24 protein-coding genes are annotated in these 22,774 nt (G+C 34.4%); 5 read left to right on the forward strand and 19 right to left on the reverse strand.

Annotated elements, in window-relative coordinates; genetic code table 11:
- Positions 1-9 precede the first annotated feature (9 nt).
- The 9 genes from ACRPLQ_RS18490 to ACRPLQ_RS18530 all read right to left on the reverse strand — a co-directional run bounded on the left by ACRPLQ_RS18490 (position 10) and on the right by ACRPLQ_RS18530 (position 8,639).
- Entirely contained in the window at positions 10-585 is a 576-nt protein-coding gene (locus ACRPLQ_RS18490) for a TetR/AcrR family transcriptional regulator (protein ID WP_432236215.1), read from the reverse strand.
- Positions 586-686: 101 nt separating this feature from the next.
- Complete coding sequence (locus ACRPLQ_RS18495; protein ID WP_432236216.1) at positions 687-3,200, reverse strand: PEP/pyruvate-binding domain-containing protein; 2,514 nt, start codon at positions 3,198-3,200, stop codon at positions 687-689.
- Between the two features lie 797 nt (positions 3,201-3,997).
- Positions 3,998-4,669 (reverse strand): HAD hydrolase-like protein, encoded by a 672-nt coding sequence (locus ACRPLQ_RS18500; protein WP_325075765.1) that lies wholly within the window; start codon positions 4,667-4,669, stop codon positions 3,998-4,000.
- A 392-nt stretch (positions 4,670-5,061) separates the two neighbouring features.
- Positions 5,062-5,277, reverse strand: coding sequence for a DUF6366 family protein (locus ACRPLQ_RS18505; protein ID WP_034265158.1), 216 nt, complete (start codon positions 5,275-5,277; stop codon positions 5,062-5,064).
- 717 nt (positions 5,278-5,994) lie between these two features.
- Complete coding sequence (locus tag ACRPLQ_RS18510; protein ID WP_028413899.1) at positions 5,995-6,294, reverse strand: hypothetical protein; 300 nt, start codon at positions 6,292-6,294, stop codon at positions 5,995-5,997.
- A gap of 82 nt (positions 6,295-6,376) precedes the next feature.
- Complete coding sequence (locus tag ACRPLQ_RS18515) at positions 6,377-6,901, reverse strand: hypothetical protein (protein ID WP_432236217.1); 525 nt, start codon at positions 6,899-6,901, stop codon at positions 6,377-6,379.
- Positions 6,902-7,546: 645 nt separating this feature from the next.
- On the reverse strand, positions 7,547-7,741 hold the full coding sequence (locus ACRPLQ_RS18520) for a DUF6980 family protein (protein ID WP_432236218.1): 195 nt from the start codon (positions 7,739-7,741) through the stop codon (positions 7,547-7,549).
- Between the two features lie 25 nt (positions 7,742-7,766).
- Entirely contained in the window at positions 7,767-8,129 is a 363-nt protein-coding gene (locus ACRPLQ_RS18525; protein WP_432236219.1) for a hypothetical protein, read from the reverse strand.
- A gap of 45 nt (positions 8,130-8,174) precedes the next feature.
- Positions 8,175-8,639 (reverse strand): hypothetical protein, encoded by a 465-nt coding sequence (locus ACRPLQ_RS18530; RefSeq protein ID WP_033578541.1) that lies wholly within the window; start codon positions 8,637-8,639, stop codon positions 8,175-8,177.
- Between the two features lie 236 nt (positions 8,640-8,875).
- Between ACRPLQ_RS18530 and ACRPLQ_RS18535 the strand changes: the two genes are divergently transcribed.
- Positions 8,876-9,070, forward strand: a complete 195-nt coding sequence (locus tag ACRPLQ_RS18535) for a hypothetical protein (protein ID WP_013056341.1) — start codon at positions 8,876-8,878, stop codon at positions 9,068-9,070.
- 121 nt (positions 9,071-9,191) lie between these two features.
- On the opposite strand, the gene ACRPLQ_RS18540 is transcribed toward ACRPLQ_RS18535, so the two are convergent.
- Positions 9,192-9,860: a type 1 glutamine amidotransferase domain-containing protein gene (locus ACRPLQ_RS18540; RefSeq protein ID WP_028413906.1), complete on the reverse strand. Its 669-nt coding sequence runs from the start codon at positions 9,858-9,860 to the stop codon at positions 9,192-9,194.
- A 317-nt stretch (positions 9,861-10,177) separates the two neighbouring features.
- Here ACRPLQ_RS18540 and ACRPLQ_RS18545 point away from each other — a divergent pair, with 317 nt between their 5' ends.
- A complete protein-coding gene (locus tag ACRPLQ_RS18545) occupies positions 10,178-10,759 on the forward strand; it encodes a metalloregulator ArsR/SmtB family transcription factor (protein WP_028413907.1) in 582 nt (193 codons plus the stop codon).
- A gap of 295 nt (positions 10,760-11,054) precedes the next feature.
- On the opposite strand, the gene ACRPLQ_RS18550 is transcribed toward ACRPLQ_RS18545, so the two are convergent.
- Complete coding sequence (locus tag ACRPLQ_RS18550; RefSeq protein ID WP_033578540.1) at positions 11,055-11,582, reverse strand: GNAT family N-acetyltransferase; 528 nt, start codon at positions 11,580-11,582, stop codon at positions 11,055-11,057.
- Between the two features lie 19 nt (positions 11,583-11,601).
- Positions 11,602-12,054: a MarR family winged helix-turn-helix transcriptional regulator gene (locus ACRPLQ_RS18555; protein ID WP_013056339.1), complete on the reverse strand. Its 453-nt coding sequence runs from the start codon at positions 12,052-12,054 to the stop codon at positions 11,602-11,604.
- 113 nt (positions 12,055-12,167) lie between these two features.
- Here ACRPLQ_RS18555 and ACRPLQ_RS18560 point away from each other — a divergent pair, with 113 nt between their 5' ends.
- Entirely contained in the window at positions 12,168-12,815 is a 648-nt protein-coding gene (locus ACRPLQ_RS18560) for a YczE/YyaS/YitT family protein (RefSeq protein ID WP_033578539.1), read from the forward strand.
- 96 nt (positions 12,816-12,911) lie between these two features.
- On the opposite strand, the gene ACRPLQ_RS18565 is transcribed toward ACRPLQ_RS18560, so the two are convergent.
- From ACRPLQ_RS18565 to ACRPLQ_RS18575, 3 genes are all read right to left on the reverse strand, one after another.
- The gene (locus ACRPLQ_RS18565) at positions 12,912-13,676 is read right to left on the reverse strand and encodes a class I SAM-dependent methyltransferase (protein ID WP_221817556.1); all 765 of its coding nucleotides are present in this window, start codon (positions 13,674-13,676) and stop codon (positions 12,912-12,914) included.
- 148 nt (positions 13,677-13,824) lie between these two features.
- Positions 13,825-14,274, reverse strand: a complete 450-nt coding sequence (locus tag ACRPLQ_RS18570; RefSeq protein ID WP_034265173.1) for a GNAT family N-acetyltransferase — start codon at positions 14,272-14,274, stop codon at positions 13,825-13,827.
- Positions 14,275-14,325: 51 nt separating this feature from the next.
- Entirely contained in the window at positions 14,326-14,898 is a 573-nt protein-coding gene (locus ACRPLQ_RS18575) for a GNAT family N-acetyltransferase (protein WP_432236220.1), read from the reverse strand.
- A 284-nt stretch (positions 14,899-15,182) separates the two neighbouring features.
- Between ACRPLQ_RS18575 and ACRPLQ_RS18580 the strand changes: the two genes are divergently transcribed.
- Positions 15,183-15,929 (forward strand): uridine phosphorylase, encoded by a 747-nt coding sequence (locus tag ACRPLQ_RS18580; RefSeq protein ID WP_328153312.1) that lies wholly within the window; start codon positions 15,183-15,185, stop codon positions 15,927-15,929.
- Positions 15,930-16,038: 109 nt separating this feature from the next.
- On the opposite strand, the gene ACRPLQ_RS18585 is transcribed toward ACRPLQ_RS18580, so the two are convergent.
- The 3 genes from ACRPLQ_RS18585 to ACRPLQ_RS18595 form a co-directional block, all read right to left on the reverse strand.
- The gene (locus tag ACRPLQ_RS18585; RefSeq protein WP_033578534.1) at positions 16,039-16,425 is read right to left on the reverse strand and encodes a MerR family transcriptional regulator; all 387 of its coding nucleotides are present in this window, start codon (positions 16,423-16,425) and stop codon (positions 16,039-16,041) included.
- Between the two features lie 111 nt (positions 16,426-16,536).
- Complete coding sequence (locus ACRPLQ_RS18590; protein WP_098113404.1) at positions 16,537-17,283, reverse strand: SDR family oxidoreductase; 747 nt, start codon at positions 17,281-17,283, stop codon at positions 16,537-16,539.
- Between the two features lie 406 nt (positions 17,284-17,689).
- Positions 17,690-18,958: an MFS transporter gene (locus ACRPLQ_RS18595; protein WP_033578532.1), complete on the reverse strand. Its 1,269-nt coding sequence runs from the start codon at positions 18,956-18,958 to the stop codon at positions 17,690-17,692.
- A gap of 424 nt (positions 18,959-19,382) precedes the next feature.
- Here ACRPLQ_RS18595 and ACRPLQ_RS18600 point away from each other — a divergent pair, with 424 nt between their 5' ends.
- A complete protein-coding gene (locus tag ACRPLQ_RS18600) occupies positions 19,383-20,459 on the forward strand; it encodes a cyanophycinase (protein ID WP_033578531.1) in 1,077 nt (358 codons plus the stop codon).
- Positions 20,460-20,518: 59 nt separating this feature from the next.
- Here the strand turns inward: ACRPLQ_RS18600 and ACRPLQ_RS18605 are convergent, their stop codons facing one another.
- Positions 20,519-22,564, reverse strand: coding sequence for a sigma 54-interacting transcriptional regulator (locus tag ACRPLQ_RS18605; RefSeq protein WP_047751300.1), 2,046 nt, complete (start codon positions 22,562-22,564; stop codon positions 20,519-20,521).
- Between the last annotated feature and the right edge of the window lie 210 nt (positions 22,565-22,774).

Consider the following 22,774-nt stretch of genomic DNA (forward strand, 5'->3'; position numbering starts at 1 on the left):
TGCCTCCTTTTAGTGGAGAGAAATTCCCTTTATAAACGTGTTTATACTGTTTTTTATCATATCTTGATAATCCGCATGTAAGGCTTTGTCTCCAAAATTTAGTTTATACATAAAATATCCCCAATACGTACTTAGGAAAATCTCTGCTTGTGTGCAGCAATCTAATTCTTTGATATATCCTTTCCTTTGCATTTCTTCAAAGTATTCTTTTAATATTTTTTTCGTATCATTAATTTTTTTTATAATTTCCTCGTGCGCCTGTGAGAAAATTAAAGGGTCTTTTAAAGCAATTGAAATCATGTCTCGGTTATTATCAAAGTCTTTTAGTAACAGGTAACCGAAATTCGTCAAATCTTTTTCAAGCTCCCATTCAATTGATTTATCAAAAATCTCAAGTGAAAAGCTTTTTGTTTTGACAATAGCTTGAATAATGCCTTCTTTATTGCCAAAGTGGCGAAAAACCGTCAATTCATTAACGCCAGCTTGTTCTGCAATTTCTCTAGTGGTAGTACCTTTATAGCCTTTTTCTTTAAGCAGTTCTATTGTAGCTTTTGTTATCTTCTTTTTTGTTTCATCTTTTTTCATGTTAATCATCCTTTATGCTTCCTGAATGTAAGTATTTACTTTCCATTAGGCAGTATATAAAGGAAAAAGAGCTGTTGTCAAATAGAAGCGAAGAGAATCACTTAGTCATTTAAAAGCGTGACAATTCCATTCGTACCATCGACCATAACCATATCGCCATCTTTTAGCTTATCCGTACTTATTTTCGTACCAACTACTGCAGGAATTTCATATTCACGTGCAATTATTGCCGAGTGAGAAAGAATACCTCCAGCGTCGGTGATAACAGCTCCCGCAGTCTGAAATAAAGTAGTCCAAAGTGGAGTAGTGGTCTTACATACTAAAACATCACCTTTTTCCAGTTTAGAAAAGTCTTTCGTATTTGAAATGACTGTTACTTTTCCGGTATAGATTCCTGAAGAAGAGGCTAATCCTTTGATAGAATGTTCGCTGTTCGCGTCATCTTCCTCAATAGCTCCCATATATTTCTCAGCTTCTTTCAGCTGAGCTGCTTCAGGGACGCCGAAGTATCTAGGTAAATTAGACGTTTGCTCATGTTCTGCGTGTTCTTTTTTCCGTTTCTCGATTAATTTTGTCATGTCTGCTGGATTTTCTAAAAGAGACTCTAGCTCATCAAGATATAAGAAGAAAATATCTTCTTTCACTAGAAAAACGTGATGATGTACTAGTAAATTACCTAGCTTAAGTAGGAACAAACGAGCTTTTGCATCCAACATTGCATCGATATAAAAATGATGATCATCTCTTATAACGGACGCATCTAATGCCCACTGATAATATTTTTTAAATTCTTCTTTGTGTTTGCTATCCGCTATCTGTTCCAGGAATTCATTATAGTTCTGTTCACGTTTTTTGACCGTTTGTTTGAAATTCTCATCAAAGTTGTAATTGTCTTTAACATACCCTTGAATAATTGATAATGCGTGAAGAGGATTCTCTAGCCAAGTTTCTCCTACAAAATCATGACTTACAACGTTTCGATATCCATACTGTTTTAGAAAAGTATTTAATTCAGCCATAAAGCTTTTTCCTGCTTCACTTTCCTCTAACTTTTTCACTAAAGTTTCTGTACATTCTTCTTCGAAGATCTTAGTAAGTTCCGCATTGCCTTTAACTGTTAAAGCAAGTCTAGAAAGCTCCTGATCAGTTTCCAACGATTTGTTCATTTTCCCCGTCAATAGCTCATAAACATCGTGTCCGGATTTTTTATTTGTAAGGTTTTTATAGTACTCTTCAACTATAGTATTTAAAGACATTTGAGGCATAACAATATCAAAATGCAGATCATATGCCGTTTTATAAAAATCAGTCAAACTTTGAAGAATCTCTTTTCCTCTCTGAAGGTTGAAATTTTCCCAAGTAGAGCTATCTAATTTGTCATAGTAAGATAAAAATTGTTCCTTAATAATTTGATTCATTCGTTTTGTTAAGGCTGGATAAATACTTTCCATTAATTCTTTATGTTCTTGGCTTCTCTTATTGAAATCTCCTTTAAAGGGCTCCGTTCTTGTATAGATATGACCTTTATAAACTTTTAAGTTAAGTCTATCAAATATAAAGCTTAACTTTTGAAAACTAGCAGCTGTTCCTTCAGAAAATGCCGGAATAATAAATGAAGCGTACAAAGGACTAACAGCATGAGAAAAACTTGTGTCATTTAAAATCCAAAACTCTTCCATATCGTCGAAACTTAAAGATATATCTTTTTGGAAAGGAGTTAATTCTTTGGCCTCTGTTAATGTGGTAATAGCTCTTGCCTGTAATAGATATACTTGATTGTCTTGAACCCCAAACTCTATGTCTACGGGATGTTGGTAAAGAGCTTCTACTTCTTTTGTTATTTCGGCCAATTCAATGATTTTCTCGTCTGTTAAACAAAACCTTTGCTGCTCATCTTCCGTTGTTTTGATTTCTTCAACTCCTTCAACAAGTGGAATTATTTTTACTTCTTTTAGCCCCTTTTCTTTCTCTATTTTAAAAGTTTGCTTATTAACTAGGTAAACATCAGGTGTTACTAAGCCTGATACGATTGCTTCTCCTAGTCCATAGCTGGCATTAATCATCATTTCTTTTGTATTATGAGTGACAGGATTTTGACTGAATATCACTCCCGATACTTCGGACTCAATTAACCCTTGAACAACAACTGCCATTGAAACTTCGTCAAAATTAGCATACATATTTTGAGTATATTGTTCGACTCTTTCAGTAAAAAATGAGGCCCAGCACGCTTTCACTTTACTCAAAAAATCCTCGGTACTTTTCACATTAAGATAGGTTTCATACTGGCCAGCAAAAGATGCACCTTCTAAATCTTCAGCACTAGATGATGAACGAACAGCTACCGATGTATAAGAGCACTTTAGGTTTCGAAATGCCTCTATGAGATCTGATTCAATTTCAATAGGAATTTCCCCGTGTAAAATTCTCTCGTGTATATTATTCGTTTGACGATCAATCCCGTTCCATTCGATATATCGCTTTAAAGCTTCCATTTGAATAACAAACCCATCTGGAATCGGTAAATTTTTTCTTTTCATTTTTATAAGGTTTAAAGCTTTTGCTCCAACTCGTTCATTCGCCTCGTCCACCTTTTGAAAACTTAAGCTATACATTAAAAATATTCATCCTCCCACAAACTAATTTTAAAAATGTAAGTAATTACTTACTTTATATTTATTTTAATTCTTTTAAATTTTTATGGTCAATAAAAAATGGTAAAACATTTAAAAAATGCATATTTAGTTGTGCTTTATTTTAATTTCACTTAAATAATATTCCTCTTTTTTATTACATTTTTTAACTTTTGTTAGTCTTTTTTATTATAAAGTCTAAATAGTTAATCAATTAAAAGGTTACTAAAAGAAATGCAAAAAACCCCATCTAAATTAAGATGGAGGTTTTCCTCTTTTATAGTTGGGTTAACCATTATCTCTGAGTGCTTACAAGCTTCCACTGGCTGAGTGTCAATTTTATCTTATATCCTCTAATATATAAGTGAGCGCTATCAGATTTACGAGTCATATGCGAAGTCATGATCAAAAATCTCCTTTCTCATAGAATTATTTTTAATATAAAACTATTTTGGAAATCTTAACCTAAGCATAGCTCAGTATTGTAAACCATTTATTAATGACAAGAAAAGATTATGTAAACATTTTAAATTGCAGGGGAACCGCTCATTACTTATGTTTCAACTTCAGTAGATTTAAGTCTATATATGTGTGAGTTCATTGACGGAGCAGAAACTGCAGTGAAGATTTAAAAAATCAAGTGGATTCCAATACTGTAAGGTAAACGAAAAGGATAGCCCTTTAAAGACCTATCCTTTTACATGCATATAAAAAATTTATTTTCTTAATAAAATTGAGACATTCACCATCTATAATGGTTATGTACGAGGATCAGTCTATTAAACTGACAAGCTACTATTTATGTTAGATACAATCCTTTTTAACTCCATTAAATCATCTATTACCACATCAGCCTGCGCAAGCTCAGCTTCTTGAGCAAAATCAAAATTGCACCCCACCGCCATTAAACCATTATCCTTTGCAGCATTGATATCCGATAGACGGTCTCCCACTACTGCTGCGTGCTTTACATCGTATTTCTTTATAATCGTTTTGACTAAATCTCCTTTATCGAGCGTTTGGATTTGTTGAATACTAAATGTTTCTGTTACCCACTTATCCAAATCGTAATGGTCTACAATCGCTTCTAAATATTCCTTCAAACCGTTACTTGCTATGTAAATGGAGCAATTATTTTCTTTTAAATAGCTAAAGACCTCTTTTACATTAGGGTATAAAGCGCCTTTGCCTTTTTTTATATTCTCAACTAAGCTTTTCAAAAAATAGTCATTCATATACTTTCTTATTTCACCTGAATGAGTAGGTAATAAAGCTTCCCATACTTTGGGTAACGGTACACCCATGATTTCACGATACTTATCAACAGGAGTACTAGTATTCCACTGGTTGAGTGTACGCAAATGGTTAAAGGTATCATCAAGTGATAATTCTAAAATTTTATCTGTTTGAAACAGCGTTCCATCCATATCAAAGATTAGTGATTGCAACATTAAGTATCTCCCTCTTTCAACAGTATTTAATACGTATCTATATACAATACCATAAAAAGGAATATGTAATTTATTAAAAATAGTAATCACTGTTCTCAGCACAAAAAGAGCACCTACTTATTTATAGGTACTCTTCTTAACTTTACATACTTTGTTTGAAATAATAAATGAAAAAGTGGCCGCTATAATCGAACTTAAAAATGGATAATTAACAGAAAAAATACTGACCGTTGAGCTACTCAAGTGCTGTGAAGTCTCAGGTACATATGTAAGTGTAAGAAATAGACCAGAAACAATTTGAAAAGCAAATAGCAACAATATAAAACTACCAATAAACACTGCATAGTTTTTCAAAAAAGCGCCTCCAGTACTCTTAATTTATAAACCTGATATTATTTTAAAAATAGTGACGCAATGATAAAACCTATAATCATTACAGTAATAAGTACACCAAGACCCTTCCATCCTAAGCTGCCTGCTAAACCAGATAAGTTTCCAGCTTCATTTCTATTAAATGCATCGTTCATATTCCCAGCTGGATTTCTTTTTACCTCTTCGTGTTTTAATCTCTCTCTTCTTCTTTCAGGTGTTTCTTTATCTTCGCTCATTGTCACACCACCATTTTTAAAACATTATAACATATTATGGTTAAAATATAAAATAATGGTTTTTTAGAAACAAAGAAAGAAACCTATAGTGACAGATCTCTTTTCCTCAACTAACTGTACACATTTCTTTTTTTAATAAGTATGAAACAACGCTTTTTAATGAAAAAGTATACAGCTCTAGTTAATATAATTACTATTACAAACACCTACATCAAAGAGATCCTCTTTATTTAAGGGGATCTCTTTAATAGCCTTATACTAGATACACATTCTTGAAGTTTTTTTGTGTAAGCTTATTTATTTAAAACCTCTTCTTTTATAATTGCTTTTTCATAGATCAATGGTTTGGTTCCTGCTTCTGGTAAAAGATAAATAAAAACAGTAAACATAAGTTGGAGGATTGAAACGACGGTCAAAAATAGAAAAAGACGTTCCTTATTCTTAAACCATATTACTAAACATAAAACTACAGATATTAACGACAAAAACAAAAAAAGAAAAAAGCTGTATAAATAAGAAACACCGTAACGATACGAAATATTTAAAAAGAAGAATACTATGTAGAGAAGTATAAAAGTTGACGGTACTACTTTAATAAAGTTGCTCAATAGAAAAATCCTTTCCCTTTATTTGTTGTAGATTGGTCGCCCTAACACTCAATTTACATAAAAGAGCAAATATTGAAAGTTACAGCAAACATGATTATATTTATTTACTTCAATTTTTATCTCTCATTTTCTTTCTTTGAAAAATGAAACTAGCTATAAACAAAAAGCCCAATAACATCGTTAAATAAAAGGTTACAGAATCACCTGAACGATTAAATTCATCTACAATGATGCCTTCTTGAAACAATAAGGCTGCTGCAATTATTAAAAAGAAAAAAGAATTGACGATTACATAACTACTTGCTTTGACTTTATTTCTCAAGAAAATTATATACACCAAATTGCATACTGAAAAAACTGCGATCAGGTAATAAATAGGCCTTAATAATGTAAATGTTTCCCCAAGCATCAGCATATTCTCCTCTATTACTATTATTTGAAATTTACTAGTCAATATATTTCATTTTGCAAATAAATGATCATTACTCATCTTAATTATTTAATTTTTGAACCAAAACCCCTCCAACTTTGTCCTTATCATCTAAAGAAAACTCAATATTGAGTTTATGAGTTTTATCAAAATACCCTATTATTGTTGCTCCGGTATCTTCTCTTTCGTAATAATTTTCACCATATGCCCTAACGACACTTTGTTTGCTGTCACCAGTATGTATTCCCTTCTCTGTAGCATACTTGTTACTAATCAAGTCATATCTGCTGACTTGATTATCTACAATTTTAAATTCAACATCATACTTTTCTGTACTTTTTCCGTAAATGTAGGTAGTATACGGAGGCTGCTCTGTAACCTCTATAAATTTTGGTTTCTTCTTCAAACCAATTGCTACGTCATATTTAGAACTGCCTATTGATACTGATTTAACGTTTTCTAATTCAAGGTTTGTGCTTTTGGTGCTTGAATAGTATTTTTCTTTAGGCGTAAAAGATGGATCACAGCTAGCTACTAATAGTAAAATGAGTGGAAAGATAAACAAAAAATAATTCTTAATGCGCACTGTTAGACTCCTTTATATCGTTTGTTTTTACTCTGACTCTCGGCATTTTTAATCTATTAACTATTTTTCTTTTGCATATATAAGTCAATCGAATAGAAAACACTAACTGCAAAGTAATACATGGCAAGTATAGCTAACGTCTCATAGACAGATTCCGCAGCGCTATTTTTCACAAAAGAAAAAACAGTACGCACTACAAAGAAAACGATAGGATAGATGATAAATAGAGAATTAAATTTACGATTCATAACAACACAAAGTTCCTTTATTTGGATATTTATGATTATTATAACATATAATTCTCTCGTTTATTTCTTTACTACATATTCAGTAAGTTTTTCGTTTACATAACACCGTTTATCAATAGTACTAAGTCAAAAGAAACTCTTATTAGTAGGTCTTATTTTGATTATCTGTTCTTTTTGACTTCTTATCTACGATGAATTTTAAATGGCTAATAAAAATCAACAAGCCACAGATAACCATTAACCAGCGCGTAATCCCTTGATGTAAAGGGTCAAAAAGGTTTAATAAAGCTATTCCCAATCCTGATAACATAGCTAGATAACGTAAGATCAAGTATAATCCCCCATTCCAAGAGTGAAGAGGATCTCTTAAGCAAAAGATACCTCTTCATTTCTTAGTTCATAGCTCCGCACCACACCATGGACAAAATGAAATCCCAATAGTGGATGAGCCACCATCATGGATAATTAAACCGTATTCCTTGTTCGTTTTATCAAATAAGATAAGATTATCTGGACACTCAAATGGATCACTATGAATATCACACGTAAAGTTCACATAATAATTCATATAATCGCAGCAATGCTTTTTCATTCGTTTTCTCCTTACTATATCGTCATTATTGCTTTTCTCGGTAAGCTGAACAGTGGTCATCTGAAATACGATAATTTTCCTTACCGGTTGGGGCTGCTACCTCAACTAATTTATGTCCCAACCAGTTCCACACAGCTACTGTATGCAAAGATACCCATTTCAGATCTCCTCTAGCAAGACGAAAAGAATCATACCAGTTTTCAGTCGTTACTAATAGATTTTTATAAGTAAGTTCCTTTTTCCTTAAGTGTTTGATTTCCAACATGAAATCTAACATATTTTCTTCCTTAGGCACTTGAATAATTCGCGCTATAAATGTTCCGTTAGGATTTTTTTTCGTTTTATAAACTTTTTCCCTTTCTATTTCTAACTCTGGACGACCCCTCATCTTCCTTCCCCCTGTCTGCTAACACATAATCTCTATGCTAAAAGGTTATAGCTGTTTCAGTAATTCTTCTAACTTTTCTTCAATATCTGTTTCTAAATGATTTTTTGACAAATCATACAAAGCACCTGTCCCTTTAAAATACCCACCAAAGTAATACCATAATTGAAGGTAATGAACGTATGCATCTTCTTCATCTGTAAATCCATCAAAGTTTATCGCAACTTGGGAACGATATTCTTTTTCTAGACACTGCTCCGAACTTAGATTTGGTAGTTGGTCGCCATCAATATCTCGACACACCCATATTTTTAAGTTCTGCTTACCATCATGTTCAAATTTATTTCTATATTTGTGCTGAAGACTTTCGCTGTATGCCTCTCCTACTTCTTCCAACTTCACTATCTCTCTTTTTAAATTCTCATTTATTTCACTCTCAGGGACTAGAATGTATTTGTCATCTGCTTCCTGACCCTGTTTATCCATAAATAGCTTTTTCAATTTATCAAACAAGCTTTTCCCACCTATCTAAAAAAAGAATATAAGCATGTTAAATTCGACTAAAGAAAGCTCATTTCCTTCTCTGAACTGCGTTTAGTCGTCATAACTAATATGATATCAGCTACTTCCTTACGTGTGGAATCTTTTACGAGAGTGCTGATTTTCTGACATACTTGTAATTCGATATTTTTTACAGTGAATACATATGTTAAAGTGTAAAGTAGTGGAATGAAAGGAGTAACGACAACATGGCTCAACGAATCGTCAATATGTTTTTATCTGTTTTAGCTGCTTATGGAACGTTAATTCTAACGAAACACATGAGTATTGCAGATAATATTTTTGTGACACAGATTGTTCGTCTGATCATTTGTATTGTGGCTGTTATCATTGTGACAGGAATTACTACATACATTTTCAGAAATAAATCTTCTAATAAATAAAAAGGCAGCTATTTAGATAGCCGCCCTTTTTGTTTTCCTTAATTCTCATTTTATTTCACCCTAAAGAAATGGGGATGTCTCAAACACTCATGAGACATCCCCATTAAGGCTATACATACTTTTACGCGTTTAAAGCACGCACAAATTCTTTTGCTAGGCTGATTGTAGACTGCGGATTTTGTCCTGTTAAAAGCTTTCCGTCTACTTCAATATGATCGCTCCAATTATCTTTTGCAATAAACTCGGCGCCTAGCTCACGAAGCTTTGTTTCAAGAAGAAACGGCATGTATTTATCTAACGTTGTATCTTTCTCTTCTGAATCAGTAAACGCTGTAATACGTTTTCCTTTTACAATCGGCTCACCATTTTTAAGCTTTCCGCCTACAAGAGCTGCCGGTCCGTGGCATACCGCTGCAATTAGCTTGTCGTCTTCAGCAAATTCTGTTAGCAAACGATGTAAGTGCGTATCGTCTGGAAAGTCAAACATTGTTCCGTGCCCTCCAGGTACAAACATACCTGCAAATTCTTGTGAACTTACTTCAGCTAATGATTTTGTATTCTCTAAAAGTTTTCCTGCTTCTTTGTCTTCGTCCGTCACATCATCTGTTAAGCTGTTAGGATCCACAGGTGATTTTCCGCCTTTTGGACTTGCTACGACTACTTCGTATCCTTCTTTTTTAAATTCTAAATATGCTTCAGAGAATTCTGTAAGCCAAATTCCAGCAAGCTCTCCATTTTCCATCGTATGTCCATTTGTAACAACCATTAAAACTTTTGAATTTCCTGCCATGATTTACTCATTCCTTTTTCATTTATTATTTACATACATGTATCATTAATAATTCATTTATCTCTTTGAATATGTTCCCCGGTATTATTTGATGAAAACATGGTAACTTTTTCTTACTAATAAAAAGAACAGGTGAAAATAATAGTTGAATTATATAGAGAAGCAGGATCTTTTTTACACTTTAAAGATTAGACGGAGCCGATTTTTTATATGCAGTGTGACAAGTCTTCACTTTAAATATTTTTTTGACATGTACACCCAATTCGATTAATATCAAATTAGATGTATATCGAATTAGAGGGAGAAGGTATTAAGCTATGCAATTAGATAAGTTGGTTAATTATCATAAAGCCGTTGGTGATCCTACGAGGATTAGAATTATTTCACTATTAAAAAAAGGGCCTCTTCACGGGCAAGCAATTGCTTATAAGCTGGGGTTGCAACCTTCAACTATTACTCATCATATTTCAAAGCTAAGAGATGTAGGAATTGTTTATCAAAGAAGACAAGGAAACATTATTTATTTTTATCTAGACCTTGAAAGACTTGAATATAACTCGAAGGCTATTTTAAGTATTGGAGAGGATTCGATGGAAAATCAAGACAACCATTTACAGGATAAAGACAAATTATCTATTGTTAAAAACTTTATAAATAGTGACGGTACTTTAAAAATTATTCCAAGTCAAAGAAAGAAAAAGAACGTAATATTAGCCTATTTAATACGTGATTTACAGCACGGAAAAACGTATCCAGAAAAAGAATTAAATGAACATATTAAAAAATATCATGAAGATTATGCAACGATTCGCAGAGAGTTAATTATGCAGCATTTTATGTATAGGCAAAATGGAGAATACGAGTTAAATCCGAAAGAGATGTGGCCCGTTATTTATTAAAGTGGACGTAAAAACGTTCATTTTTTAAGCCTTCTAATTCGATATATGTCTAATTAGTTTGTGTTGTTTCAAATAGAATTAAAGTAAAAATGTAATTTCCAAAATGAAAGAAGGCAACATTTTGGTAAGCATGTGACATTAATTTTATTCTCCTATGTGTTGGCACAGCAACCATATTAGTTTGCTTACTGCTTCCCCTAAAAGCATCTGCTTTGAAAAAAAGCATAAAGTCTCTGTATGCAATAAGGATTATCCTCTATCAGTTAAATTAGTGAATAATCCTTATTTTTTAAAACTATAAAAAAAGTGTTTTAACCATGATGAGATCTATTTGTTCTTCGTCTCCCATATAAAATGAGTGAGATCCAATTTGAACAAATCCCTGTTTCTTGTAAAAAGCAATCGCATTTTTATTTTTTTCCCATACGCCTAACCAAATTTTCTTTTTATTAAATGTCGTTGCTATCTCTACTGCTTTATTAAATAAATGTTTACCAAGTCCTTGTTTTTGAAAGCTGTTACCTATATAAATTCTTTCAATTTCAAGCGCTTCTTCCCCCATCTCTTCAGACTGAGCGTCATTCATATTAACCTTTAAATAACCTGCAATTTCATGATTAACATACATAAAAAAGAATTGCGAGGACGTATTGGATAGTTCTTTTTCTAGCTGTTCGATTGTAAATGCTTTTTCTAAATAAGCTGTCATATTTTCTTGTGAATTCTGATCTTTAAATGTCTCATAAAACGTTTTATAGCTAACGTCTTGAAGATCATATACATCTTCAAGAATACACTTTTTTATATGCATCATCACTGACATGCGCCTCTCCTTTATATCATCAATAATTTCTCTTGTTTCCTTTTTTGACAAACTCCCAGTCTGTTTCGATATTTTTTCTTACTCTTTGAACTAGCTTAAGAATGGTATCTGCTTCTTCCTGGGTAAAACCTTCTAATGCCACTTTATCCGAATAATCATTTTCTCTTTTTATAAACGGGTATACGTTCTTCCCTTTTTCAGTAGGAAAAAGGTTTTTATTTTTTTTATTATGGAGATCATCTTTCTTTTCAATAAAACCATTCATTTCAAGCTTTTTTATAGCCCGAGCCGCTGTTGTGCGATCTACTTTTATCATTTCAGCTAACTTTTCCTGAATGATTCCTGGATTTTCACATATTCGCACCAAATACAAATACTGCCCTTTTGTCAGGTCATATTCTTTAAATTCTATATTACTAATTGAATCCAATGCTCTTGCTATCATTCCAATTTCACGCAGAATTTCACTCATAAAATATCTCCTTTATACATATTTTTGTTGCAAATACAATAAAAATAATCTACATTTAATGTATCTTAAAATAGTTGCATTTGCAACAAAAAATAACAAAAAGGATGATGACAGTGAAGTATGTTGTTTATGCAGGAGGAATTTTACTATTAACTCTTGGAATTGCTTTGACGATACAATCTAACCTAGGAGCTTCACCTTTTGATGCACTGTTGGTTGGACTGTCACTAAACGTAGGTTTTAGCGTTGGAAGCTGGGAGATTATACTTGCCTGTATTTTAATTTGTGGTAATTCTCTTTTAAGCAAACAAAAGCCAGAAATACTGGGACTGTTAACGGCATTCATAACAGGTCTTGGTATCGATATATGGCTTTTTTTCTTAAAGAATTGGATTACGTTCGAAAGTTGGTACAGCAAAGTATGTTGTTTCGGAATCGGTTTAATCATTATAGGAGTAGGAACCTCAGCCTATTTACATACAAATTTTGCACCTATTCCAATTGACCGCTTAACATTAATCATACAAAAACTAGCTAAAACCAATTTATTTCTTTCAAGAACATTTATTTACCTCACATTCTTACTAGCTGCAATATTTTTAAACGGACCAATTGGTGTTGGAACGTTATTAACCGTGTGTTTAGGCGGCGTGCTGCTTAATTTCTTTATGCCCATTATTCAAAAAGCAGTAGACTGCATATTACCAACATCTCATACATTAAAAAATCATATTAAAGATCATAAACGTTCCATTACGTAACTAATTCTGTCTATATCATGGTTTTCATGCACAATCATCATTGATGCACAAAAAGCGGATCTCCAGTTAGAGATCCGCCTTCTGTGTGTGATTACTCTATTTTTTTGCCTCAGCTTTAATAATAAAACGATGTTGTTCTACGTCGAAAAACCCTTGAGACTGTATAATTTGATGGATATTATACAATCCGCCAATATGTGTTTCTATATCAAAATTAGGAACTTGCCAAGGAATTGCATTTAGATAAAAAACTAGCGCCCCGATATCATAAAATCTCTGCACAGGAAACTCTTCCTTGCAAAAGATGATGTTAAAAGAACTTTGTTGGAGCTCTTCTATTGCTTTCTTTAAATTCCAATTACAAAACTCTTTATTTATTGGAACCCCTATACATTCATTGATTCGTGAACAGTCTAACCCTCCCACTTGCTGAGTGAAAAACGTGCCTCCCTTAGACAAAATCCTTCTCACTTCAGAAGCACAAAAAGCTTCGTGCTGGTTCAAAATTAAATCAAATATACCATCTTTAAACGGTAGATTCTCGTTTTCAGTTCGTTCAACAACTGTGACACCAAATGGCTCTAACCGTTTTTTAGCGATTGGAACGTTAGGTTTGTATCCTTCGGTAGCATACATAACGCGAGGAAAAGGTTGTAACAAAGATAAAAACTCTCCTCCTCCTGTTCCCATATCTAAAGTAGCATTAGAGTTTTGAATAAGGCGAAAAGCTTCACTTCCGTATGACCACGAAAGCATATCGCTATCCATACGACCAGTACGAGTAATAATAGAAAAATCCCATCCAGTAAAATCAACATTTGTATTGTTTACAGCATTTAAAAAATGTTTGTCCGTTATCATGTTAAAATCCTCCTTTTAATAGTCAGTCAGCATTAATCATCTATCCTAAACTAGTAAAAGGCGGGCCACGAACATACAGGCAGCGTTGTTATGTTTCATATGCTAACTTATTCAAAATAACCGCTCCTTCATCCGAATTACGTATTTTTCATTTATTTGTCCATTCATATGTAATATCGGGTAGTTTCTCTTCGTTTTCACCTCCTCTTTTTATAATACTGAAGCCGTGTTTTTCGTAAAATCGCTGTGCGTTTTTATTTTGTTCAAATGTACGTAATGTTAATTTTCCATTTGATTCTGCTTTGGCTCTTTCAAGCAATCGCTGTCCGATTCCTCCTCCTTGATAATCTATATGAATGTACAGCTGGTTAATTTCATCAGCGTTATAGGCGACCATTCCTACTATTTGTTCATCTATTAACGCTAATTCAACTTTATAGTGTGCTGACAATATATGATCTAAAAAATAAATATGACGGTCAAAACTGTGCATTTCCTTTTGTCCAATCGCTTTTTCTTTACTATCTCTCCACATTTTTACCGTTGCCTCAGCAAATTGTGGATGATAGTGAACAATATCAACATTAAAATGGGCCATACATTTTCCCCTTATCTGTCATTGTGCTATTCGTATTTTTAATAACGATGTCTAGATATTCTCTTCATGTGGTTGAAGCCTGTCAAAATCTTGTTTTAATAAAGAGTACATGTACACATTATCAAATTTTCCACACGTAAATTCATAGCTTCTTAATAGGCCTTCTTTTATAAAACCGTGCTTTTTTATTAATTTTTGTGAAGCAGCATTAGCAGGCTCTATCAAAGCTTCGATTCTCCGTAAGTTAAAATGTGTAAAACCATATTTTATGACCGCGCCCAATGTCTCATTAGCAATTCCATTTCCCCAGTAGTCTCTGGCTAATTCATAACCAATTTCCGTACGGTAATGGTCATGAACTCGATTAAGAAACCCGCAGCTGCCAATAATGTCGTCTTGTTCTTTAAGAGTAATGCCCCATCTTATTCCAGATCTTTTGTTTAAGATTGATTTATACCACGCAATCTCATTTAAAGCATCTTCAACCGTTGTAAAAGGCTCTTGACCGTAGTGTTTCATTACTTCTTTGTCGGATAGGTATTTTAAAATATTGCTTGCGTCTTCTGCTACAATTTCCCTTAGTACAAGTCTTTTTGTTTTAATTATGGGAAAATGATGTGACACCTGTAATTCCCTCCTCTTATCCATTCATTAACTGGACGGATCTTTTCTCACAGCTTTATCTAATTTAAATAACGTTTAGTAAAAAAGTTCTTTTATTATTAGTGAATTCCTTTTTTAGTCATAAATATTTGTCGAAAAACAAGCAAAAAAGCACGCAATTCTTCATTTCTAAATCAGAACCGTCATTTATTTTGTATTTGTTCGTTTTAAAATTAAAGGAATAAAAGATAGAAATGAAGAATTCTTCTCCAACTAGTCTAAATGTAAAAAGTAAGGAGAACGATATGAAACTGTACGGGGATTTTGAAAAAGAAGATTGGCTAAACGTATTAAAGCTATCAGAAAAAGAGCTGCCTAATGCATTTATTATTCATGGTGAGTGGGGATTCCAAGATAATCTAAGCTTATGGAAAGAGATTTTATCTACCAATGTTCATATGCCTAAATGGAACACGGTGGTAGGTAAGTTCAAAAACAGAAATATAGGGTTTGCGAATGTGTACGGCAGTCCAATGGCATCAAACATCGTACATCAATTTGCCGCCAGCGGAACCGACCTATTTATTCAAACGGGATATTTTGGAGGCTTATCTTCGACTATACAATATGGAGATATCTTAATTGTATCTGCAGCACAAATGCAAGACGGCGTATCGCACTGGTATTTACCAGACCAAACGCTTGTAGAAGCTGACAAAGAGCTAGTGGAAGCCGCCTGCAGATATTGTGAACAAAAAGGCTACAGCTATATTAAAGGACATGTGGTCAGTATGGGTGCCATGCTTATGGAGACGCATAATATGGTAAAAGAATGGTCACTTGCAGATTTTCTCGGCGTGGATATGGAAACAGCTACCACTTTAGCTATTGCTCATAAATTCAACAAGCGGGCCGTGGGCTTATTAAATTTATCAGACCACCTTCTTCACGGCGATACTCTTTATTCGTATACAAAGGACAGAGAGTTAATAGAAAGTGAAACTGATAAAGCCATTCGCGATGTGGCTCTTTATTTAAGCAGTACATACTAAAATAGAACAAATAAAAGAAGATAACTATTCAGTTATCTTCTTTTATTTGTTTCGCAGTTTTTAACACCTTTATAGTTTGTTTATAAACAGGATTCTCTGTTGTCAGCATTTAAATTTTTATTTGTTTATTGTTTAAACCAGCTTCCAACGTATCATACAGGGCAAGTTTATAATTAATTCGTTCTAGGTGGAGGTAAGTTTGCGACATATCTGCTTCTACTTTCTTTTTATGCTGAAGCATCATGTTTCTACGTTCGCTGATTGTACTTTCGCCTTTTTTATATGACTCTACATATTGCTTGATTTCAGCAAGAGGCATCCCAGTTGCGCGTAAAGCTAAAATAAACTTAACCCACTCAATATTCTGATCAGTATATAGGCGCTGGTCATGTTCGTTTCGTTCAACAAAGGGTAAAATACCTTCCTTTTCGTAGTAGCGCAATGTAGGAGCAGACAGCCCCGTTTTTTCTTGCATGTCTCTCATTGTATAAGACATGTGATTTCACTCCTATTTTCTTCATATGCGTATCAATGGTACAAATAGAAAAAGCTGTCCAAAGAGTGAGGTTACTCTCTGGACAACTTTTGACTTAATAGGATCCTCAAATTACCATTCTTGATGTACAGGACGAATGATCATTTCGTTTACTGCCACACCAGCTGGCTCTTCGATCGCAAACGCAATCGCGCGTGCAATGCTTTCTACTTCAATCGCACCTTTATAGAATTCATCGATACCTGATTTTAAATCTGTATCCGTGATTGTTTCTTTTAGTTCTGTTGCAATCGCTCCTGGAGAAATGTTCGTTGCACGAATGTTGCTTCCGCCAGCTGATTCTTCTAGACGAAGACCTTCTGTGATCGCTTTAACCGCAAATTTGGTTGCACTGTACACGGCACTTCCAGCACCTACTGCGTGTCCAGCTACTGAAGACAAGTTAATCACATGTCCGTCTTTTTGTTCTCTCATCGCTGGAAGAACTGCTGAGATTCCGTAAAGAACACCTTTAATGTTCACATCAATCATTGTATTCCACTCATCTACTTTTTGGTTGCGTAGAAGAGATAATGGCATAAGACCAGCGTTGTTCACAAGCACATCAATACGTCCAAATGCTGAAAGCGCATCTTGTGCTAGCTCTTGCATTTGTTCGTGAGACGTTACGTCTACTACTTTGTAGATCGCTTCTCCGCCGTTTGCTTTAATATCTTCTTGTAATGCTTTCAAACGATCCTCACGGCGAGCTGCTAAAACAAGCTTTGCTCCTTTTGCTGAAAGCTCTTTTGCTGTTGCTTCGCCGATTCCGCTAGAAGCACCTGTAATAATGACAACTTTACCTTTTGTGTTAGACATAATAAACATTCATCCTTTCTGTTTTAACTGATTTCTACCTTTAGTGAGAAAGCAAGTCTATGACCTGCTGTTTTTCGCTGTGTTAGCTGGTACAGTAATAGCTTATCTCCTAAAGTCAGCTTTAACGCAAGGATTTTATAAAACTTTTTCTTATTTATTATGTAAAAATGCTGCTATTAGTATCTATAGAGCCTTTTCAAGAACTGTTTTTTTTCTGTAATTCTCTTTTCGTTTTCCTTTAATTTGTATTTACTTAATCATTTTCCTTTGTATCCCCCGCTATACATTAAAGTAAGCTTTACCTGTTACATTCTTTTTAAGGATTTATATCGGGAATAACCACATAATATATGTCTTATACTACAGATACACGCTTGTGTGCTGAAACTTACTTATTCAAAGCCAATTAAGAAGCATGCAGCACCTTCTGCTCCTTTTTTCCTTTTTCTTTAATTAGTAAGACACCTAACAACCCCATCATTGAAAACAAAATGGGAATCATAAAAGCATAATGATAGCCCACGTGCAGCGAGCGTTCAGGGAATAAATCAAGGACATTTCCGAAAATACTAGGTAATAATACGGCGCTTAAAAAGCCTCCCATATTAGCAAAACCTGATACAACTCCTACTTCTTTTACTGAAAAAGATTGACGTACTACGGCAAATGTCAAAGCGCTTGCGCCGTTTCCAAATCCGATGATAAAAAGTAAAATAACGACTAGCATGAATGAAGGTTTCACTCCCGTTAATAATAATCCTGTCCAGCTAAGCACCACAATAAGATGGACGAGTGAATAGATTTTTTTAATGGAGTTTAACCTGCTTGATATCCAGCTAATTAAAGGTCCGCCAATCATAGCGCCAAACAAACCATACATAATAAGCTGACTTGCATCAGCGCGAGATAAATGAAACACATTCATGCCATAAGGAACTCCCCAAGAGCCAATAAAACCTATATATGTACCTACTACACCAAAATGACAAAGAAATGTTGCCCATGCTTGACGAGTCGTCATTACCCTTTTTAGGATCGCCCATACGCTTTCTTGAGTCTTAACAGAGGCTTTATTTGCTTTAGCATCATCTACAAATAATCGTTTAGGTTTTATAACTAAAACGACATAAAGCAAATAAGATACCGCGATTAAAACTAGACCTATACTAAGAAAAGGAACTCTCCAGCCTGAAAAGGAGATCCACATAGATAAAGGCACGGTAGCTGATAATGACCCCACACTTCCTACCAGCCCAATTAAACCTAAAAGCTTTACAAACTCATTTCCCTTGAACCACTGACTTAAAATTAACACTAAATTGACAAAAATCATGGAGTCTCCGGTACCGACTAGCAAACGAGAGAAAATTAACACATATTCGTTGGGAGATGTGCTGTAGATAAGGCTTCCTATTCCGGTTAAAAGCGATCCGATGATAAGAAATCGATTTGGACCGTACCGGTCAGAAAGTAAACCAACAGGAATCTGAAGGCCTGCATAGGCTAAAAATTGTATACTCGTCATCAATCCTATAACGGATGCTGAAACGTGAAAATCTTTCATTAACTGCTCGGTAATAAGTCCGGGGGCTGTTCGTTGACTGACAATCAAATAATACGCTAATAAAGCGGTTCCAAAAACCACCCATCTATAACTACTTTCCTGCTTGTTCATTTTGATAGATCCTCTCATGTATAATTTTTTCTGCGTAGAAATGCTGGTGGAAAACGTTTAAGAGATGAAGATATTGATAGAATGAAGGTCTGTTTGATAAATAGGTCGCTATTGCGGACAGCTCTTCTTTTTATCCTTGTTTTTCCTTTCTATGATAATTTTAAGTTTTTAAAGGTTATTTTTCAATGAGGTATGGACTTTTAAAATATATCCTTTACTATTTCCCTTTCACTATTAGGCATCCAAGTTAGAGTTCTTCTTGTCATTTTTGGTTATAAAGCAATTCAATAAGAACCCATAAAGAACCTATATCACCCGTGTTTTTTTCAAAAGACCTCTTCTTTCACAGCTTTTCAGCTGTTTAATAAGTTGGTATAAAACTTGCATGTTCATCTATGAACACTTACTAAAGGAGGAGAACTTTATGAAAAAAGTTAAACGTAAGAAAAGTATTAAAAAGCAGGTCATTACTGGTGCTGTTCTCGCAGCATCTCTTTTACTGCCCATTTCAGCTTCTGCTGCATCTGCACCTTATACACTTTATCAAGTCGGAAGTACTGCAGACAAAGCGACTAGTACAAGCTTTGGACAAGTCTATATGGGTGGAAGCATCGATGTAGATGAAGCGTTCAAATGGATGATTCAAAAGGCAAACGGCGGAGATTTCTTAGTTATAAGAGCGACGGGTACTGATGCCTATAACTCTTATATCTATGACCTAGCAAAAAGCATAGGTAAGCCTCTTAACTCTGTTAGCACAATTGTCGTCGATGATTTAATAAGAGCAGGTTCAGACTCTTCTTTAATAGATAAGATTAACAAAGCAGAAGGCATCTTTTTTGCTGGAGGCAATCAAGCTGATTATGTAGATTTTTTAGAAGGGTCTCCCGCTCTTACAGCATTAAATAATCGTATTAATCAAGGCATTCCTTTTGGAGGAACAAGTGCTGGTACTATGATTCAAGGGGATCACATTTACGACTCTATCTCAGCAGGCTCTACAACTTTAGATTCTAAAACAGCGCTAAACAATCCTTATAGTTCTCTTATTTCCTTTACAGATTATTTGATTCAAACACCTCATAACAACAACATTCAAACAGACACCCATTTTGAACAACGAGATAGAATGGGACGCTTTTTAACCTTTCTTGCACGTAATATTAAAGATGGAGAAGAAACTGGAACAAGCGCAAAAGGGATTGCTGTTAATGAACAGTCAGCACTGTTGGTAGAAAAAGATGGTTCAGCTAAGGTCGTAACACAGCCGGGCTCTACAAATGCAGCTGTTTATCTAGCTAAAACGAATATGGCTCCTACCACTTGTGCAAACGGTCAGCCGCTGACGTTTAATAATATTTCTATCTATAAACTATTTAATGGCAGCACTTTTAATCTTTCCACTTGGACAGGTTCTGGAGGATTAGCTTATACTTTAAACGTAAACAGCGGTGTTATTACTTCTTCTACAGGAAAAGTTTACGGCGGAAATCAGCCGTAAACGGTAATTGAATAAGAAAAGGGAAGCTTGATCAGTAAAGTTTCCCTTCCTTACGCACATCAAGGATTGATTAAATGCTGTTTTGTTTTTAAATGATATAGATAATGCAGTCCTTTTTCTGTTATTTTCGTTCCGGCTCTGCCTCTGCGCTTTATAATATACTCTTTTTCTTCTAGTACATCCAAACGATTTCTCACCTGCTGTTCTGTAAGCGTAAAGCCTTTTAAATGCTGGGTGATCCACTTTCTGCTTGCTGCTTTTCCTGTATCATTACACTGTTTTATCGTTTCTAACAGGGCACGATTTTCTTGAAGTTCGATTAAGTCAACCGATTCATTTTCAACTTCATACAAAGAATGATCTTCTTTTTGACTACTAAGCCTATACTCTACGTCTTTTGCTTTCACTTCGTTGTCATCGCAGACGGTAAGTAAATACTCAATTACGCCTTTTAATTCTCTTATATTTCCTAACCATTCATGTTCGATAAGCAGCTTCATCGCTTCTGGATGGATATGCGTCCACGTTTTCGATTTGGACATAAAATGATGAATCAGTAAAGGAATATCGGTTCTTCTATATCTTAAAGGAGGAATCGTTAAAGATAATACATGTAAACGATAGTACAGATCTTCTCGAAACAGACCTTCTTTCATTTTATGTAGTAAATTGTTGTGAGTGGCTGCTATGATTCTTACATTAATCGGAATGACTCTTGTACCTCCTACCCGCCTAATTTCTTTTTCTTGAAGCACCCTTAAAAGCTGAGTTTGTAAACGCGGGCTGATATCACCAATTTCATCTAGAAAGATTGTACCTTTATCAGCGCTCTCAAACAGCCCTTTTTTGCCGCCTTTCTGCGCTCCTGTAAAGCTGGCTTCTTCGTACCCAAACAGCTCACTTTCTAGTAATGTATCGGTCATGGCACTGCAATTCACGGCAAGAAACGGTCCGTTTTTACGTGTAGAATGATTGTGGATAGCCTGAGCAAACAGCTCTTTTCCTGTACCGGTTTCTCCTTGAATCAAAATAGGATACTCAGTGGCAGCCATTTTCCGGGAAATTTCAATCGTTTTAAGCAAAGCTGGGTGTTCTCCTATAATATCTTGATAGTTATACTTAGCAGAAAATCCGTTTTTTCTAAGTTCTGACTGCGCTTTTCCTTCTATTTCAACAGCTTGATTAACACTTTTAAACGTTGCTACAGTAGTATTGCTTTTCTCAATCATCGACTTATAGATAACCATTTCGTACCCATTTATGTTAAAGTACTGACTTTTCTCATCGGACGATATAATAAACTCCACAAGGCCTTTGTTAGAAATTACGCTTTGAATCTCATGATCTATAGCATCGGAAGAAGCTAGCTGGAACAGTGATTCTAACCTTTTATTGAATAACGTAATTTTTCTATTAAAATCCACGGCAAGAATACCATCTTCTACTACGTTTACAATACTCTTTACATGAAGGTGAAGTTCTTTCATTTTCCCTTCTGCTTCTATTAGTTTTTTTTGCAGCACAATGATGTTTCGCAAATAGCGATCCCAAATAATTGAATGATTAGACTGATTAAAACCGAATGATTTTATAAGTTCAAAAATGGTCGCCATGTCAAAAAGTCTAACGCCTATATCAATTACATGCTTTACGTATGGGGGACACAAGTGAACCTCACCTGGAGAAACTGCAATTTCAACACCTTCGTAATAGGTCTTTTGCTTTTTAAAAGGGATAAACTGAACATGATTAATGCCTACTTGATAAAGAGATTCTATTAATTTAAGAGTTTCTTTATCGTCATCATTTACAATTAATACTTTTGTATGGGCAGGGATTTTCAGTAATTCATTTATATGCTTATGATGAATTGTTCTATTTCCTACAATTTCATGTGCATGCTGAACGTCTAATCTGTTCTTCATTTCATGATATATACTCTCTGATGAATAAAGAACAACATCTCCATCAATTTTTCTTGGTAATTCTTCATCAATCGCAAAGCATTCAATAAAAATATAATCGCCTAGCAACTCTTTTAATTGATTGTGTAAAATGATTCTAGTTTGCTTGCTTCCTGTTATTAAAACTAATTTCTTTTTCATCGTATGGACACCTTTCTACAGGCCTTTAACTTGACTTGCCTTCAGAGATTAGTCTTGGAATACTATACCTATCATTTTATACTTTGCTGTGCATTTCATCTAGCGGACGTTTGTCCCTTTTGTAAATAAAAATAAGTAGAAAAAAGCGCCTCCACTTTAATGGGTGGAGGCACGATATGCTAAAGTGCTAGATGCATTGAATTACTTTTT

The organism is Priestia sp. TRN 1309 (assembly GCF_050846875.1).
In the GTDB taxonomy this organism is placed as follows: domain Bacteria; phylum Bacillota; class Bacilli; order Bacillales; family Bacillaceae_H; genus Priestia; species Priestia zanthoxyli.